Annotated in this window: 12 protein-coding genes and 1 pseudogene; 8 read left to right on the top strand and 5 right to left on the bottom strand. The window is 38.3% G+C overall.

Annotated features, from left to right (window positions below):
• Positions 1–256: 256 nt before the first annotated feature.
• Complete coding sequence (locus ACY8DX_RS19860; RefSeq protein ID WP_462405910.1) at positions 257–835, bottom strand: SLOG family protein; 579 nt, start codon at positions 833–835, stop codon at positions 257–259.
• 3 nt (positions 836–838) lie between these two features.
• Positions 839–1,312, bottom strand: a complete 474-nt coding sequence (locus ACY8DX_RS19855; protein ID WP_462405909.1) for a hypothetical protein — start codon at positions 1,310–1,312, stop codon at positions 839–841.
• 101 nt (positions 1,313–1,413) lie between these two features.
• On the opposite strand from ACY8DX_RS19855, the gene ACY8DX_RS19850 reads away from it, so the two are divergent.
• The 3 genes from ACY8DX_RS19850 to ACY8DX_RS19840 all read left to right on the top strand — a co-directional run bounded on the left by ACY8DX_RS19850 (position 1,414) and on the right by ACY8DX_RS19840 (position 6,829).
• Positions 1,414–1,857, top strand: a complete 444-nt coding sequence (locus tag ACY8DX_RS19850) for a hypothetical protein (RefSeq protein ID WP_462405908.1) — start codon at positions 1,414–1,416, stop codon at positions 1,855–1,857.
• A gap of 274 nt (positions 1,858–2,131) precedes the next feature.
• Positions 2,132–3,979, top strand: coding sequence for an AAA family ATPase (locus tag ACY8DX_RS19845; protein ID WP_462405907.1), 1,848 nt, complete (start codon positions 2,132–2,134; stop codon positions 3,977–3,979).
• Positions 3,980–4,003: 24 nt separating this feature from the next.
• Positions 4,004–6,829 carry a nuclease domain-containing protein gene (locus ACY8DX_RS19840; RefSeq protein WP_462405906.1) on the top strand — a complete coding sequence of 942 codons (2,826 nt, stop codon included), beginning with the start codon at positions 4,004–4,006 and terminating at the stop codon, positions 6,827–6,829.
• Positions 6,830–7,159: 330 nt separating this feature from the next.
• Here ACY8DX_RS19840 and ACY8DX_RS19835 read toward each other — a convergent pair whose 3' ends face one another.
• Entirely contained in the window at positions 7,160–7,408 is a 249-nt protein-coding gene (locus tag ACY8DX_RS19835) for a hypothetical protein (RefSeq protein ID WP_462405905.1), read from the bottom strand.
• A 40-nt stretch (positions 7,409–7,448) separates the two neighbouring features.
• On the opposite strand from ACY8DX_RS19835, the gene ACY8DX_RS19830 reads away from it, so the two are divergent.
• The 3 genes and pseudogenes from ACY8DX_RS19830 to ACY8DX_RS19820 all read left to right on the top strand — a co-directional run.
• Positions 7,449–8,984 (top strand): YifB family Mg chelatase-like AAA ATPase, encoded by a 1,536-nt coding sequence (locus tag ACY8DX_RS19830; protein WP_462405904.1) that lies wholly within the window; start codon positions 7,449–7,451, stop codon positions 8,982–8,984.
• Complete coding sequence (locus ACY8DX_RS19825) at positions 8,984–9,535, top strand: REP-associated tyrosine transposase (protein WP_462406991.1); 552 nt, start codon at positions 8,984–8,986, stop codon at positions 9,533–9,535. The genes ACY8DX_RS19830 and ACY8DX_RS19825 overlap by 1 nt, the downstream gene beginning before the upstream one ends.
• 415 nt (positions 9,536–9,950) lie before the next feature.
• Positions 9,951–10,758, top strand: a pseudogene (locus ACY8DX_RS19820) (NAD-dependent epimerase/dehydratase family protein); the annotation flags it as partial.
• Positions 10,759–10,817: 59 nt separating this feature from the next.
• On the opposite strand, the gene istB reads toward ACY8DX_RS19820, so the two are convergent.
• Positions 10,818–11,579 carry an IS21-like element helper ATPase IstB gene (gene istB / locus ACY8DX_RS19815; protein WP_049669381.1) on the bottom strand — a complete coding sequence of 254 codons (762 nt, stop codon included), beginning with the start codon at positions 11,577–11,579 and terminating at the stop codon, positions 10,818–10,820.
• Positions 11,576–12,829: an IS21 family transposase gene (istA, locus tag ACY8DX_RS19810; protein WP_049669382.1), complete on the bottom strand. Its 1,254-nt coding sequence runs from the start codon at positions 12,827–12,829 to the stop codon at positions 11,576–11,578. Before istA ends, istB begins: the two co-directional genes overlap by 4 nt.
• Before the next feature lie 70 nt (positions 12,830–12,899).
• On the opposite strand from istA, the gene ACY8DX_RS19805 reads away from it, so the two are divergent.
• Both ACY8DX_RS19805 and ACY8DX_RS19800 read left to right on the top strand, forming a co-directional pair.
• On the top strand, positions 12,900–13,073 hold the full coding sequence (locus ACY8DX_RS19805) for a hypothetical protein (RefSeq protein WP_462405903.1): 174 nt from the start codon (positions 12,900–12,902) through the stop codon (positions 13,071–13,073).
• Between the two features lie 904 nt (positions 13,074–13,977).
• Positions 13,978–15,777 carry an immunoglobulin-like domain-containing protein gene (locus ACY8DX_RS19800; protein WP_462405902.1) on the top strand — a complete coding sequence of 600 codons (1,800 nt, stop codon included), beginning with the start codon at positions 13,978–13,980 and terminating at the stop codon, positions 15,775–15,777.
• The last annotated feature ends 40 nt before the right edge of the window (positions 15,778–15,817 follow it).

Below are 15,817 nucleotides of genomic sequence, written 5' to 3'. Positions count from 1 at the left end.
CGCAAAATTATACATCCCTTCATTTTTTTATCCATCCCGCTTATATATACGTGAATCATATTTCAGCTACTTTAGATCTTCTAATTTACCGCTATGTTCTAAAAATGAATTAAGATTGCATACTGACTCAGCGTGCAATTCTTGGAGTGTTAAATAAATCATCCCTCTTAGATTTGCGATATTACTACAGGGTCCGTCACTGCAGATAAATAGTTGATTAACTCTTTCCAGATATCGAACACTTAATTTCTTTTTTTCATAAACAGTTGGTTTGATGCATTAAAATATCACAATCAGAAGTTAGTAAATCACCTTGAACAGGAATCACCAAACTGCGCGGATCTATTAGGAATATAGGTCTGTTTCGTTTTTTGGCATAGCGAATCGTATTACCGGTACCGCCGCGTTTTCCGTTAAAAACAGCGATGATTTCGTCGCAGCGGTTTACTAGGTACATATTGCGTTTATGTATCAGTTGTGGACTATAATCCTCTGTACTGAGATTCGTTATTGTATCTGTTTGATCCAAAATGTCTTGCCATATCTTTTTGGATTCTTTTGGCCACCCATCCGGCTGATTAGCGCAAGGGATGGCTGCTTCTAATGCAATAGAGTATCCCTGTTTCTTTAGTTTAAGAACTGTTAAAGCAAAAATTTGATCGGCCCCCAAATCCATGCCGCTAATTGCATGAACAGATTTTTCCTGTTCTAAATAATAGAGCAGTCTTTTGTGAATTTTGGAGGCGATTGCTAGGTTAATGGGATGATGAAAATTAAATCCTCCTAATTGCTCAGGTCGGTGCCCTGTGAATGATATTACAATGTTTTTTGCCATTACCTAGTCTCTCCTTGGTGAATTATCAAAGAGTTGGGAAGCATAGTATGCACTATTTATTCTGCTAATATTACTTTTCTTTCGGCAGATTGCTTTTGTCCATTTGCCTGCATATGTACGTAAGATTTCAAAATTTCTTTGCTGGTCCTCGGTTGTTGCTTCTAATTGAAACGCGATTATTAAGCCGTTTAGTAAATCCAGAGATTCAGGTTTTGTTTCATCGGTGAAAGTTAATAAAAATTGTGTTTCTCCTTCAATTATTTTTAGTTTAATAGATAATAACAAAAGCCCTGCAACGGTCTCTGTTGAAGCATGAGGAAATATTTTCTTTATTGTCTCAATTGTAATATGTTCTTCATTATGAATATCCTCATGTCCAATCGATGACTTATTATGTAAGTCTGAGATACTAATAATATAGTGGTTTCGCTGAAACCTTGTTAGTTTATCTTCGTGAATCGTGGCAAAGTTAATCACGTTGTATTCACCCTCCGGTTATGTAAATTTGTAATATTAACTTCAATCAGAACTTATATGTTATATTTAAATAATAAATATGAATTATTTAGGAGTAAATAATGATTGAAAAAATACTTTTGTACCAACATCCAAATATCGAAATAAAACCTGCTGATTATTTATGTGGTGCCATGTTGATTTTTAAAGGAAATCAGCCGATTATCCACTCTAGCTGTGACATTCTGCTAAAAGATGGAGACCTTTATCTTGGGGCGGAAGGATGGGGCATCACAAACGAGAGTGTTATTAAAAAGATTCAAATGTATGTACGAAATAAAATTGATGTCATAGAAGCGGGAAAACTACCAACATTTGAGGAAGCTTGTCAACAGGTGAATATTATTTTAAGAAAAAGAGGCGATTATTTTGGGGGAGAATTTGGACAAATAGATTCACCTAATGAAGAACAAGGATATGAAACGGAGATAGACATACAAGAAGTAGAATTGCATGAAAATATGCAGGCGATTGTTAATAAGGTAAATGACGAATGGAAGAAGTAAGGAGTTTTTAGGGAGTAGGACAGTGGCAAAGATTGTTCCAACTTTTGAACAAATATATAAATTAAAAACAAAGAAAAGGAGCTGTCATCACCTTAATTAGTGCTGTATCTAAGTGCGTAAGAAAAAATACCAGTAATATATTGTTTTTTAGAGCTTCGATAATTCAAATTGTAAGCGGATTCATAATAAAGACATCTTTTCTAAGATTGGTTGTACAAGAAGTTGATATTGATATTATAATAAAATAATAATATACCGTTTGGGGGGGTTATAGATGATTGAGACTATTACTATTGAAGCTTTTGCAGAATTATCTCCTAAAAATAGAGAAGCATACATATTGAATAGAGCAAAATTAGAAGATTTATGGCTTGTTGGACGTGTAAGGAATCCTTTTGAAGAAAAACCATTTTTCTTTATTGAACAATTGATCAACCCATATACAGGAATAATTTTGGAGTCTCGAATTTTTAGTGATTTTAGTCGTCCTCTATCTATTTATTGTCGAACAAAGGAAAAGGCTACAACATATGAGGATGGTACATTAGTTATTGCAAAAGTTGCACTCACTGAATTTGATGTTGAGGTAAAAAAAGGAAATATATTTAATACTAACTATAATGAAGTATATCAAATTGAAGATACTGATGAAATTTTTGAATTAATTGGAATGAGAAAAGAGGACTTAGGTATTATCGCTTTAGCAAAACCATCACTATATAAAGATGGAGAAAGCCGATTTGTTGATGTTGCTGCAGATATCATAAAATCTAAAATAGAAAACGATATAGAGAATCTTAATATAAAATTAGAGGAATATAATCAACAGCTATCAATTATGAAACAGCAGGAAGACCTTTTGGAAAAAACGAAAGTAAATCTATATTCACTTCAGGAAAAACTCAAAAAACTAGGCTTTGTATTAGAGAGCCAATCTGCAGTACAAACGGAAATGTTAAATGAAACATTTCTAGAGACACCAACATCACTTTTGGAGTTACTTAATGGTATCCAAGCGCAACTTAGTGCTCGTGGTTATCATTATGAGAAAAAAACATTACGTCAGCTAATACTAGCACTAATGACAGAGCAAATGATTATCTTGTCTGGTCCCTCAGGTACTGGAAAGACAACAATTGTGAAGCAACTAGCGTCGATTATTAATGCGAAGTGCGAAATAATTCCTGTTCAGCCAAGTTGGACTGATAAACAAGATTTACTTGGTTTTTATAATCCTATTAGAAAGCTATATGTGCCTTCTGCATTTTTAGATTGTCTTATTGAAGCGCAGCAAAACGAGGATCAGCTATACTTTATATGTTTAGATGAAATGAACCTTGCACAAATCGAATACTATTTAGCTGATGTACTTAGTATTAGGGAATTGGAAGATGGAAAACTTCGTTTATATAGTGACTTTGAATATGACCAAAATATGAATGAAATAAAATGGTTCATTCAAAAAATATCTGAATTTGAAGAAGAAACACTAGAAATTGATGAAGCACTAAGAAAGATTCAGATGGATTCGCTAGGCCATTATGAGATGATTGCTAGATTTGAGAATTTAAAACGCTATGCACCAGTTCTTAATATTCCTCAAAATGTTCGTATCATAGGAACAATGAATGTAGATGGTGCTGTACAAGCTTTAAGCCCAAAAGTAATTGACCGTAGCTTCGTCATTCCGCTTCATTATCAGGAAAGGGAAGAAATAGCGCTCGTTCCGGAAATTGGGAGGTACGATATTTCAGCGCAGTATTTTATAACCAATATAACCGAAACACCAAGAATCTCTAATGAGTTGTATGAAGCAATAAATGATATAAAACAAGAACTTAAAAATTGGCATATTGAATATAATGAGCGTGTAGAAAGACATATACTATTGTACTATGTAGCTGCCAAAAAGTTAGGGGTTTCTACTAAGCAACTATCGGATGATATTACAATAATGAAACTTTTACCTAGGATTCATGAAATGGTAGATGATGAGCAGCTAATTGCTAGATTAATAGAGGTTGTTGAGCGACATGTTAAAGATGAGTTGTTAAGTAAGAGAAAGCTCGAAAAAATGCAGCAAAGATTTGAACAAACAGGCTTATACTCATATTGGAGTTGATAGGGCATGTGTGTAGAATTTTTCATGATTAAGGTGTGGTATGACCATAGAGTTAACCCGAACCAAAAACTACTCCCGATAAAATCTGTAGACATTGGCGATAAAATTGCAAGAAAAGACAAAGAAGAGTGGGTTATTCCAAACCATTATCGCGGTCAAAATGAAAAGTTCATGCGACAAATTGGTGTGCGTTTCGTTTATAAGAAAAATAATGTGGAAAAAGTGTCTATCGCTTCACCTGATGGGAAATGTTGTCATGATTTTATCTATGATTCCGATAAGGATATATGGTTTGAACCAACGCTATTTTCAAATAAGAAGCGTAAGGGCTATTATCTTTATGAAGAATCTAGTGTTCTAGCTGGAATAACAAATGCAGGCACAGCAAAGTTAAACTGGACAGTAAATGGGCTTTCTAATAATTTTGCTACTATCCATTTTGTGCCTTCGTCCTTGTCAATAGAGGATTATGAAGAGATGATTGCTGATTTATACAGGATCCGAGAGGGTTTTGTACGAGATGGACGAAATGTTGCTAAAGTTGGAATGAGTTCAAATAAAGTTGTGATGGAATTGCGAGAACAATTAAAAAAACTAACAATAGCAATTAAACAGATTGATGCTAACCCGCATATGGTACTAGACTGGCATATGACGAAAAAAAAGCCGTATAATTATGGACGCTTTGATCTGCGTATGGAAATTGAACAATATATGAATCCGGGAAAACCAAATTATCGAAGTCGTTCCCTCATACCTCATGTCGCTACGTACGAGAATAAACTAATGAAACAACTATTAGAAGATTTAATTCGATATGCCGCTTCAAGGGGTTTAACTGAAATTACAACGAAGTTTTTATTACGTGATGTAATAGATGAGCGTGAAACGCTTTTCCGTAAAAGTGATTTACAGATTCAAAGATTACTTGGTTCTGTTGAAAATATAGAAGATATCTATACATACAATAGGATACATAATATGTTGACCCATGACCTGGAACAATACTTAGATGAAGAAAGTAGTATTCGCAAGAGAAACAAAGCTTTGGCGGACTATACTGAAAATCCAAAAGGATTAAAAGATATGCAATTCATTGAACTTACGCTTGAGATGAATGGCGTATTTACCAAAAGTAATCAATATTATCATCATCAATCTGTTCATGGTATGAGAGCGCAATTAAAGTATGATAGACGGGAACAGCAATTAGGTATTAAAGGCTACGCTCTCGAGACGCCATCTGGCCTAAAACTACAGGTTCCGAATAGCCATTTTGGCACAATTCTACTTGGTAGTAATCATGTGCAATCCCAATTTAGATTTTATAAGGCTTTCTGTGAAGAAGCACAAATACAGTCAGAGCATCAATCTAGAACTATTGTTATTCGTGGATTAGTGCGGCCACAAACCAATGGAATAGATGCTGTCGCTACACCAAGATATGATGATTTTTATGATTATACATTTGACTTTGTGTATATTTCTAGCATTCATATAAACGGTAAAGAAATACTAGTTCCGGCAGATAGTTTTTCTCTCTTGGAATTCCTAGATAACGAATTACCGGTTATGATGTATGGTGCAGAACAAAGTGAAGAAGCGTTTATGCGTTTGAAGCAACTGGAGAAACTCCGAGCATTTACCAGATATAAAGAGGAAATTCAAAATGCTGCTGCGGAGTTTGATGAGTTACGAGAAACTGCAGAGTCTTTATTGGAGTTTCCATTATTTTCAACACTCGATTTGAATGAACGGCTCCCCATAAGACCAACTCAAGTATTTTTGCATAATCCAACTTACCGTGTTGCATGGCAAGCTATCAAACGGATTAAGCATGAACTTTCCGCATCATTATATGTTGAACAACATCAACGACAGATTAGTACAGGGAAAGTAGAGCATATTTTCGAGGTTTGGATCCTTTATAAAATATTACACCTACTTACTAATGAAATGGGCTGGAGTTTAAAAGGTTATAAGAATGTGACTGCCTGCTTAGATGAGTACTTACTCGGTAAAAGTCACAAAGGGCTCCAAAATCTTGCTGTTACACTTACTTGGCAGCAATGGCAAGTAGAACTCTATTATGAACCTAGGATAGATTTACCTTGTAATCAATACCTTACACCAGACTTCGTTCTGAAATTTAAAAAGAATAATAGATCTATGGGAATCGTTGTATTAGATGCGAAATATCGTAATTATCATTCACAGGGAGCAGAGCAGTGGGTAAAAGATATTGTTGATATCGCTATTGATAAATATGGAAGTATGCAACCAATTGATTCAAAGTGGCAAGCCCCAATTCTCGCATCCGGCATTATACATTCAGATATAACAATTTCTGAAAACGCCGAAGATATGTATAACCCATATCATGTGATGTATAACGAAGAGCTTTTTAACACAAATTTAATTGATGAGAAAGCACATAAATATGGTTCTATTTATATGATACCTTCCAAAACCTATGTTTTTAAAAATTGGTTCCGTTTAATCATGGAATATCATCTTAACGAGCATAAAGTATGTTGGAATTGTGGAGAAGCCGGAGATGTACATGAGCGTGTACTCCTAACTCAACGAGGGTATCCGAAATACTATTACACGTGTAAAAAGTGTAATGAGTTCTGGGTCAAGGTACACTGCAGCTTAAATGGTCATAAACTTGTAAAGCATATGAATAACTATCATTTACAAGTAGAAAGTCGAAACAAATGGTACGTCGTATGTCCAAGTTGTGGAGATGGTCGGCCAGCACAGGAAAATCCCCAACTAATAACCACTATGTTAGAACCGCCGCTAGAATTCATCAATTTTGATTTTGACGAGGATCTACCATTTTGATTAAAAAGATTGCATACTAATAATTAGTTTTTGCTTATAGGGCTAGGACAAGTCTCATCTCTGAAGTGAAGAAGCCGATGAAATCTTACGATTAGTAAATTCCATCGGCTTCTTACTTCTAGAAAATTAGAAAAGGTGCCTGTCACTCCCCGATATTTGTCGAAGAACTTTATTTAATGGATTGAAAGCTTAACAATGGATATTGCCACCCTTTAGACTCAAAGTTGCCATGTTTTTATACCAGGTAGGACATATTTAAGACCCATCTCTGCCAAGCGGAAGATCAATCTCCTGTAAAATGGAATTGCATTGGGCGGTTTCTTGTGCCTGTCACCACCTGATTTTTCTTGTTCCACAGGGGGCAGGTATTCTTGAGTGAAGGGTTCTTATATGTATGGGGCCTTTTTTTCTTGTTGTTGAAAATATTTCAGGACTTTTGAAGGGGTTTGCGTAGTTATGTCGAATGATTATCTTTAGTAGCTCCCTCATTCCTTGTTTTTCATTTTCTAGTATCTTCGAATTCACTTCATCTATTTTGTTTCCTCTATTATTACCTACAAAGTTAAACCATGCTTTCATTTCGTTCAGTTTAAAATTAAATAAGCTTGGAGGTTTTTTTGTGACGGTTAAGGTATCCAGTATTGGTCTTAAGGGGCTTGAGGGATATCGTGTGCAGGTGGAGGTCCGGATTTCCCCTGGGACGGAGTCGATGATTATTGTGGGTTTGCCGGATGCATCGGTGAAGGAGTCTCGAGAGCGGGTGATTGCGGCATTGAGTCATTTTGGCGCTGATGTCACGGACCAGAAGGTGGTCGTTAATTTATCTCCATCCGAGCAGAAGAAAAATGGTCCGCTGTTTGATTTAGCCATTGGGATTGCTGCGTTAAAAGAGCTTGATGTGATTAAATGCGAGATTCCGGAGGATACGGCTTTTATTGGGGCTTTGTCACTTGATGGAACGGTAGTAAAAGCAGATGGGATGTTGCCGACTCTTATTTCGGCTAAGAAGCTTGGGATCAAGCAAATCTATTTCCCTCGTGATCCTCTTATCCCGGTTCATATGCTGGAGGGGCTAGAGTGCGTGATTGTTCAGCATATTGAGGAGGTTGTCAACCACCTTGGTGGACAGAGCAGTCTTTCTCTTCAACCAGCCTTGATACAATCTTATTCAACTTATCGAGATGTTGTCCCTTACCCCAAAGATTTCCGTCATGTGATTGGTCATGAGTATGCTAAGCGAGCACTGGAAATTGCGGCTGCAGGAGAGCATAATGTGTTAATGAGTGGCCCGCCGGGATGTGGAAAAAGCCTGCTTGCTGAAACCTTTCCATCCATTCTTCCACCTTTGACGAATAAAGCGCAGCTGGAGGTGATGAGTCTCTATCAGTTAGCGGGAGAGAAACGAGAATATCACCATCATGTCCCTTTTCGCCACCCGCATCATTCAGCATCTGCTGTTGCGATTGTTGGGGGTGGTTCTACGCCAAGGCCGGGAGAAATTTCGCTTGCCCATCGAGGTGTTTTGTTTCTTGATGAAATGGCTGAGTTTACAAAAAAGTCGTTAGATATGCTGCGCCAGCCACTTGAAACAGGAATCGTAACCATTAGCAGGGTCCATTCCACTGTTACCTATCCTTCCTCGTTTCTATTAATTGGTGCCATGAATCCATGTCCATGTGGATATTTAGGCTCCAATCATCACTACTGCTCGTGCTCAGAAAAACAAATTCTTTCTTATCGCAATCGTTTATCTGGTCCTATTTATGACAGAATGGATATATTACTCTCTTTACAGTCCATTAATTTAGATCAGCCAGTTAACCGGCAAGAAACCTCTGATGATATTCGTGCCAGGGTAGAGAAGGCACGAAGCATCCAGTATGATCGTTATCAGACAGAAGTGTCCAATGCGAAGGTTCCGTTGGAATGGCTGACAGACAGGAGCCCTCTTACAATGGAACAGCAGCGGATGTTAACAAAGATAACGGCAAAGCAGAATTGGAGTAATCGTGTTCAAGTCAAAATCATTCGCCTTGCGAGAACCATCTCAGATTTAGCAGGGGAAAAGGAGATCACGGATGGGGCTCTTTGGGAGGCTTTTCGTTTAAGACGGTGGAGCATTCAAAAACAACAGAGCATGGCAAGGCAAACTTAATGGGAAGGGCAAAACGCAATTTTATTCCTAACCGTTATTACCATGTTGTTTGCCGGGGAAACCGTCGAGATCCCCTCTTTCGAAATGCGGCTGATTTTGAAGCCTTTATTCATATTCTCGAACAACTTTGTGAAAAGTATCCTTTTGAAATGGCGTCTTATTGCTTCATGACGAATCATTTCCATCTACAAATATGCAGCAAGGATACACCGCTTTCAAAGCTGATGGCACTTATTAATAAGCGCTATGCCAACTACTATAATACAAAATACCGTCTTACCGGGCATGTCTTTGAGAAACGATTTTATGACAAACTGATTGAGGATAAAGAAGGAATGCTGGAGGTTAGCAGGTATATCCATCTAAATCCAGTAGTTGCGAAAATGGTTAAGCAGCCTGAACAGTATCCATGGAGTAGCTATGTGTCCTATTATTATCCCCATTCTGTTCTTCTAAGGTTTCTGAATATAGGAGCGGTGCTTCATTATTATGAGGGGGAGGAGAGTGACAAGCGGGAGAAATATTGTAGAAGTGTGGTAATCAATCAATAACCTTTAGGGTTTCAGAAATGGCTTTTTCTTGTTTAGAACCAGTCAGATTAGCACCGTCTACATCCCTTTTAGTATTTTTCTCTGTATCACGATGGTTTTATACCCCCTTTACAATAGCAGCAACATCCTCCTCGCCAATGTATACAATTTCCCTAATGTGTATCAGAAGAAATGGAATACTTTAAAAGCAGCATCTCTTCAATGCGGCCCAATTTGATGCTGGTGTTTTTGATGAAATTGTTCACCGTGGAGTGAGTTAGAAGGGATAAGAAAAAGGCTGTAAATTGATTGGTGTGCCTATAGAGTTCGCTGGACGAAATTTCTACAATATGCAGAGATAAAGCCGACCAGTGTTAGCTATTATTCGGTCTGGAAAAGTCTGCTTAACGAGTCCGTGCGAAGGAGCTATCGGGGAATGACCTACAAAAAGCCAGGTTCTAATACGACCTATTTGATCACCGGCGCAGCCGGGTTCATTGGGTATTATCTTTCTCGAAACCCATTGGAAAAAAGATGCCGTGTTGTTGGCATCGATAATATGAATGACTATTATGATGTCCGTTTAAAGGAAAAACGTCTTGAGCTGCTTGTTGATTATGATGAGTTTACCTTCTTGAAGGTCGATATTTCAGATAAGAAGGCATTGGATGAGGTTTTTGAAAAGTATCAGCCTGAGATTGTCGTCAACCTGGCTGCACAGGCCGGGGTGCGTTACAGCATCACCAATCCGGATGCCTATATCCAATCGAATCTGATTGGTTTTTACAATATCCTTGAGTGCTGCCGTCATTCCTATGATGAAGGGAACGCGCCGGTTGAGCATCTATTGTATCCAGTAGCTCGGTTTATGGCGCAAATAAGAAGACGCCTTATTCGGTGGAGGATAAGACGGATAATCCGGTTTCCTTGTATGCCGCGACCAAGAAGAGCAATGAGTTATTGGCGATATCGTATTCGAAACTCTATAACATCCCGGCAACGGGTTTGCGCTTCTTTACGGTCTATGGTCCGATGGGCCGGCCGGATATGGCGTATTATGGATTTACCCAGAAAATCTTCGCTGGTGAGCCAATCAAGATTTTTAATAATGCGATATGAAGCGGGACTTCACCTATATTGATGATATTGTCGGATCGATGGAGCGAATGCTCAATCAGCCGCCGCCAGCAGATGAGCATGGGGTGCCGCATAAGGTGTATAACATCGGCAACTCCAACCCGGAGTGTCAATACCGTTTTAGTTTTCCTCACTATCACCGGAATAAAATTCCCCACTGATGCCGTTACTTCGATAACGCTGCTGGGTAAATCCCAGCCTTTTTCTTTTCCTTCAAACGATACGAATCTCCTTTGATATTGAAGGTAACCGCATGATGAAGGAGTCGATCTAAGATAGCAGTTGCTAAGACATCATCCCCAAACACTTTGCCCCATTCTATATATGATTTGTTCGAGGTCAAAATCATCGCTCCATGTTCATATCGCTTGGATACCACTTGAAAAAAGACATTTGCCGTCAACTCGTCAAAAGGAAAGTATCCCACCTCATCAATAATCAATAAATCTGGACGGCTCCATTTTTGTGCCAATTTAGGAATGCTTCCTTTTGTTTCTGCCTTACGGCATTCTGCCACCATTTGGTCAGCCGTCAAAAACAAGGCGGTATGTCCCTTTGCCAGAGCTTCTAAGGCAAAAGAGAGGGCGAGATGGGTTTTCCCTACACCAGGTGGCCCTAAAAGAAGACGATTCTCTCCATTGGCAATAAACCGGCAGGTAAGGGTTTCCTTTACACGTTGCTCATTGATGCTTGGCTGAAACGTAAAATCAAAGTCATGAATGGTTTTGGTATAAGGAAGTTTGGCGCGCTTGATTCGATTTTCTAATTTAGCTGATTCTCGACGTTCCCATTCCTGTAAAACAACCGTGTGCAGAAAATCAAAATATGATACATTATGGGTAGAAGCATTCTCTACCAGATCATCCAATTGACTGGCTGTGTCATGCCAGCCCAACTGGATGAGTCGTTCTTCAAGGCTGGATTTCATTCTGATTCATTCCCCTCGAGTGCGGCGTAGGTGGCTAGAGATCGAGCTTCCACCTGTGGAGTAGAAGGACAGAAATCCGGGGTCGGCAAACCAGGGGAGTTCTGTTGTTTCTGCTCTTTTTGTTGTTCTTCTGACTTCTCATAGTGCTCCAACTGAATATGCATATGTGCTTTTCCTGTCATAATGGGATGTTGGGCAATGCGGTCTTGTGCATCGTATATTTCCAACTGTTTGTCCAATGTCACTTTCAACTTAACTTTCTGACCGGCATACCGAAAAGGGACAGAGTATTTCTTTCCTAAGTAAGAGACAAAGCAATCTCTGCTTACCTCCCGCACTTCCCAATGGCTTGTTGGGAATAACGGCTTTATTCCCCAGGCTTGAAGCTGTGGCTGTTCCGTTTGCCAACGCTGAACCGGCGGTTCTTGTGTCGTTTCATTTTTCTTTTTATTAGCTGTTTTGTCCAACCATATCTGTATGTCATGATTCCATGCTTCCAGCGTAGGTTCATGTTTTCGTTGAAAGAAATTTTTCTTTAGGTAATCCACCGTTCTTTCTACTTTTCCTTTCGTCTGTGGGCGGTAGGGTTTACAAGCTTTCGGGACGACCCCATAGTAGGCTAAAAAATCTTCAAACGTACGATTAAAACGAATCTCTGTTGGACTGTGCTTTGTCACGACGGTTTTCATATTATCATAGAGAATCTGATTCGGAATGCCGTTAAAATAGGAGAAGGCATTCATGTGACATTTCATCAATGTTTCGAGCTTCATATCTGTCGTAAACTCAATATACTTCATCCTGGAATACCCCAGAATCATGAGAAAGGCATAAACCTTTTGTGGATGACCATCCATCACTACTTCACCGACTTCCGCCCAATCCATTTGAGCTTGCTTCCCAGGAGGTGTCTCAAATCGCCTAGTGGCCTGTTTCTTTGGTTGTGCCCGGAAGGGCTGCACAAAATCTCGTAAAATTGTACTCTTCCCCTCATACCCCATTGCTGTAATTTCTTCAAGCAAGACCACGCAATTTGTGGTTCCTTCCTGAATTCTTTGTAAGAGATACGCCTTATAGGGATCTAACTTGCTTTTCCGTTTCATTCTCGATTTTGAAGAAGGTGTTTCTTCAGAATGAATATATTTTCGAATGGTTTTTCGGTCGAATCCTGTTTCCTCTGAAATAGCTGATAATGTCCATCCTTTTTGATAAAGTTCTCGAATCATTATAAAATCCCCCATTTTCAACATCGACGATCCCTCTCTTTTGTAGTGATACGTCGATTATCCGTGATTAGTGAGGAATTTTAAATCGGTGTTATTGAGTATTTTAACTCCGGCAGTGACACCGGAGCAGCTGATGTATTTCATCGAGACACTTGAAAAGGCGCTAAGTAAGGCAAATGGTCGTGAAATTGTCGCGAAGAAAGAGTTCCTTCCGATGCAGCCGGGGGATGTGTATGCGACATTTGCAGATACAAAGCATCTTGAGTGATTACAGCCAGTTGTTTTTACCACCTCTGCCATTCTATTTACCACTCTCTTAAAAGAATGTTCTTATCTGCTCAGAGCACTGTTATTCCAACTTATTCTTAATTATGGAACACATTAAAGCCACCGCTTTTTAGTTTTCTATAGATGGTTAGTGGGTAGCGGTTTGTCACTTTACATGGAGCCTCTGCGGGCATGCATTCCCAGCCATAAGGCGCCAGCAATACTAGAGCTGGCGTAGCCTACAAGGCTATCATGCCCGCCTCTCCAAATAAAGTGCACGTCTTGTCAGGCATACTTATTTGGGTGGCTCTAGAATTATCAGAGTGTCCAAATCCCGGGTTAAACTGTGCTGGTAATTTGTCTGTCATTCGATGGTAAAATCTTTGGCGTTTGTTGGTAAAAACGATGTCAGTAGTGGTACATTTTAATGGCTGTAATCAGCTTTTAATTAGAGCTGTTAAAGAGGTTATTAGATGTAGCCAGAAAGGTAACCGAACATCCCATTCCCTGCAGATGTGAAAGAGAGAAGAGGAGGAGATCCGGTTGTTTTAATTGCTTCTTCAGAGATTATGCAGGTACTTTGATAACGTTGCTAAGTAAATACCAGACTTTTTCTTTTCCATTAAACTATATGACTCCCTTTGATTCTGAAGGTAACCGTATGAGAGCAGTGGCATTATTATAGCACTTTGAAATTAAGCTCTAAATATTGCAAAGACTTCAATTTAAAATAGTGCCGGTTTGACAACTGCTAATTCAGGTTATAACAATCTTTCTATTTATCTAATAATTATATTAAAATAGTTAATGGGCGAATTTAAAAACATTGGTGATAAAGGTGTCTTCGGATTGCTATCAACAGAATTATGGCATCGTCTAATTATCACAGAAGGGAAGTTATAAAGGTGCGAAGGAAAGGATACTTTATTGTAACTGGTTTAGCCTTAATTTTTAGTTTATTAGCTTCTGGTTTATTAATCCCTAGCCTAGCTAACGCAGCAACGGACAAAGTTAAACCGACTATTTCGGGGGCTACTAATACGGTTGCTTATTTGAACCATACGTTTGATCCAAGAAAAGGAGTTACTGCTAAGGATAACGTAGACGGTAATATAACGAGTATTATCAAGATATCAGGAAAAGTGAACACTAAGAAATTAGGTAAATATACGCTAACTTACAAAGTGATGGATAGTGCAAAGAATACCTGCACGGTTAAACGGATTATAACAGTTAAAAAGGACACAACAAAACCGAAGATTATTGGTGCTACAAATAAAACGGTTTATATGGGTTATTCTTTTAATCCTAAAGCTGGAGTAAAGGCTACCGACAATGCAGCAGGTAACCTTACTTCCCAGATTAAAGTGAGTGGGAAGGTAAATACCAAAAAAGTAGGAAAATATAAACTTACATATACAGTGACCGATAAGGCTAAAAATACTAGTAAAGTTACTAGAGCCATAACTGTAAAAAAGGATACAACCAAGCCGAAGATTACTGGTGCGACGAATAATACGGTTTATAAGGGATATTCCTTTAATCCTAAAACCGGTGTAACTGCTAGTGACAATGTTGACGGTAATATTACTAGTAAAATAAAGATTAGCGGAAAAGTGAATGTGAATGAAGTAGGAATCTACAAGCTCAAATATTCAGTAGAGGATAAGACGAAGAATGAGACGACGGTTACTCGTACTATTACTGTTAAAAAGGATACAACTAAGCCAAAAATCACTGGTGCAAGTAATATAACCATCAATTACGGTACCTCGTTTGATCCTAAGAAAGGGGTTAAAGCAACAGATAACCTAGATGGCACTATCACCAATTGGATAAAGATTACTGGTACTGTGAATCCCAATAAGGTAGGTACTTATAAACTCACGTATGCAGTCAAGGACAAGACGGGGAACAGAACAACTGTCACTCGCTTGGTGCATGTTGTTGATAAGATGCGTCCTATCTTGACGGGGGTGTCCAACACTTCTATAGCTTTTGGGAAATCATTTAACCCTCTTTCAGGAATAAGGGCAAGGGATGCGGTAGATGGAGATTTAACGGCTAAAATCAAAGTAGAGGGGAAAGTGAACGTAAACAAGATTGGTATATATACGTTGAAATACACTGTTAAAGATAAGTCTGGGAACATAACGAATGCTGTACGTAAAGTATCTGTGATAGATAACATTGGCCCGACTATCAAAGGGATTGGCGATATTGAACTCCAATATTTTGATGAATTTGATCCATTGGAGGGTGTAAGCGTTATTGATAATGTAGATGGAGATTTGACATCTAAAATAAAGGTTTATGGCAAGGTTGATACTTCTGATTTATCGAGTAATGGATATGGGCATGAAATTATTACCTATAAAGTTACGGACAAAGCAGGAAATATAACCACTAAAACACGAAATGTGCGAATAACTTACAGGCAGGTAAAGTTTGAATGTTTTGACAAGGGGGCAATCAACTTAGGTGAAAAATTTAGTCCATATGAAGGTGTAAGAATCACAGATGTTGCATCAGGTAAAGATATTACTTCCTATTTTAAAATAATAAATTCAGTGAATGAAAATAGAGTGGGAATTTATTCTGTACAATATATATTTACGGGAAAAATGTTAAAAGTATATGGAGATTGGCGACATGAATTTAGTCGTAAAGTTACAGTTGTCGATTTAGACCGCCGTTTTGATTAAGTTGAAAATGGTGAGTATAGTAATGGGAGTTTTCTTTGGT

The organism is Gracilibacillus sp. Marseille-QA3620 (genome assembly GCF_054950035.1).
Note: the sequence above shows the minus strand (reverse complement) of the source record. Positions and strands in the feature narration are given on the sequence as shown.

Bases quoted from the DNA above. Each gene is read 5' to 3' on its own strand.
- ACY8DX_RS19860 (WP_462405910.1), bottom strand. From the start codon at position 835: ATGGCAAAAAACATTGTAATATCATTCACAGGGCACCGACCTGAGCAA.
- ACY8DX_RS19850 (WP_462405908.1), top strand. From the start codon at position 1,414: ATGATTGAAAAAATACTTTTGTACCAACATCCAAATATCGAAATAAAA.
- ACY8DX_RS19845 (WP_462405907.1), top strand. From the start codon at position 2,132: ATGATTGAGACTATTACTATTGAAGCTTTTGCAGAATTATCTCCTAAA.
- ACY8DX_RS19840 (WP_462405906.1), top strand. From the start codon at position 4,004: ATGATTAAGGTGTGGTATGACCATAGAGTTAACCCGAACCAAAAACTA.
- ACY8DX_RS19835 (WP_462405905.1), bottom strand. From the start codon at position 7,408: ATGAAAGCATGGTTTAACTTTGTAGGTAATAATAGAGGAAACAAAATA.
- ACY8DX_RS19825 (WP_462406991.1), top strand. From the start codon at position 8,984: ATGGGAAGGGCAAAACGCAATTTTATTCCTAACCGTTATTACCATGTT.
- istB (WP_049669381.1), bottom strand. From the start codon at position 11,579: ATGAAATCCAGCCTTGAAGAACGACTCATCCAGTTGGGCTGGCATGAC.
- istA (WP_049669382.1), bottom strand. From the start codon at position 12,829: ATGTTGAAAATGGGGGATTTTATAATGATTCGAGAACTTTATCAAAAA.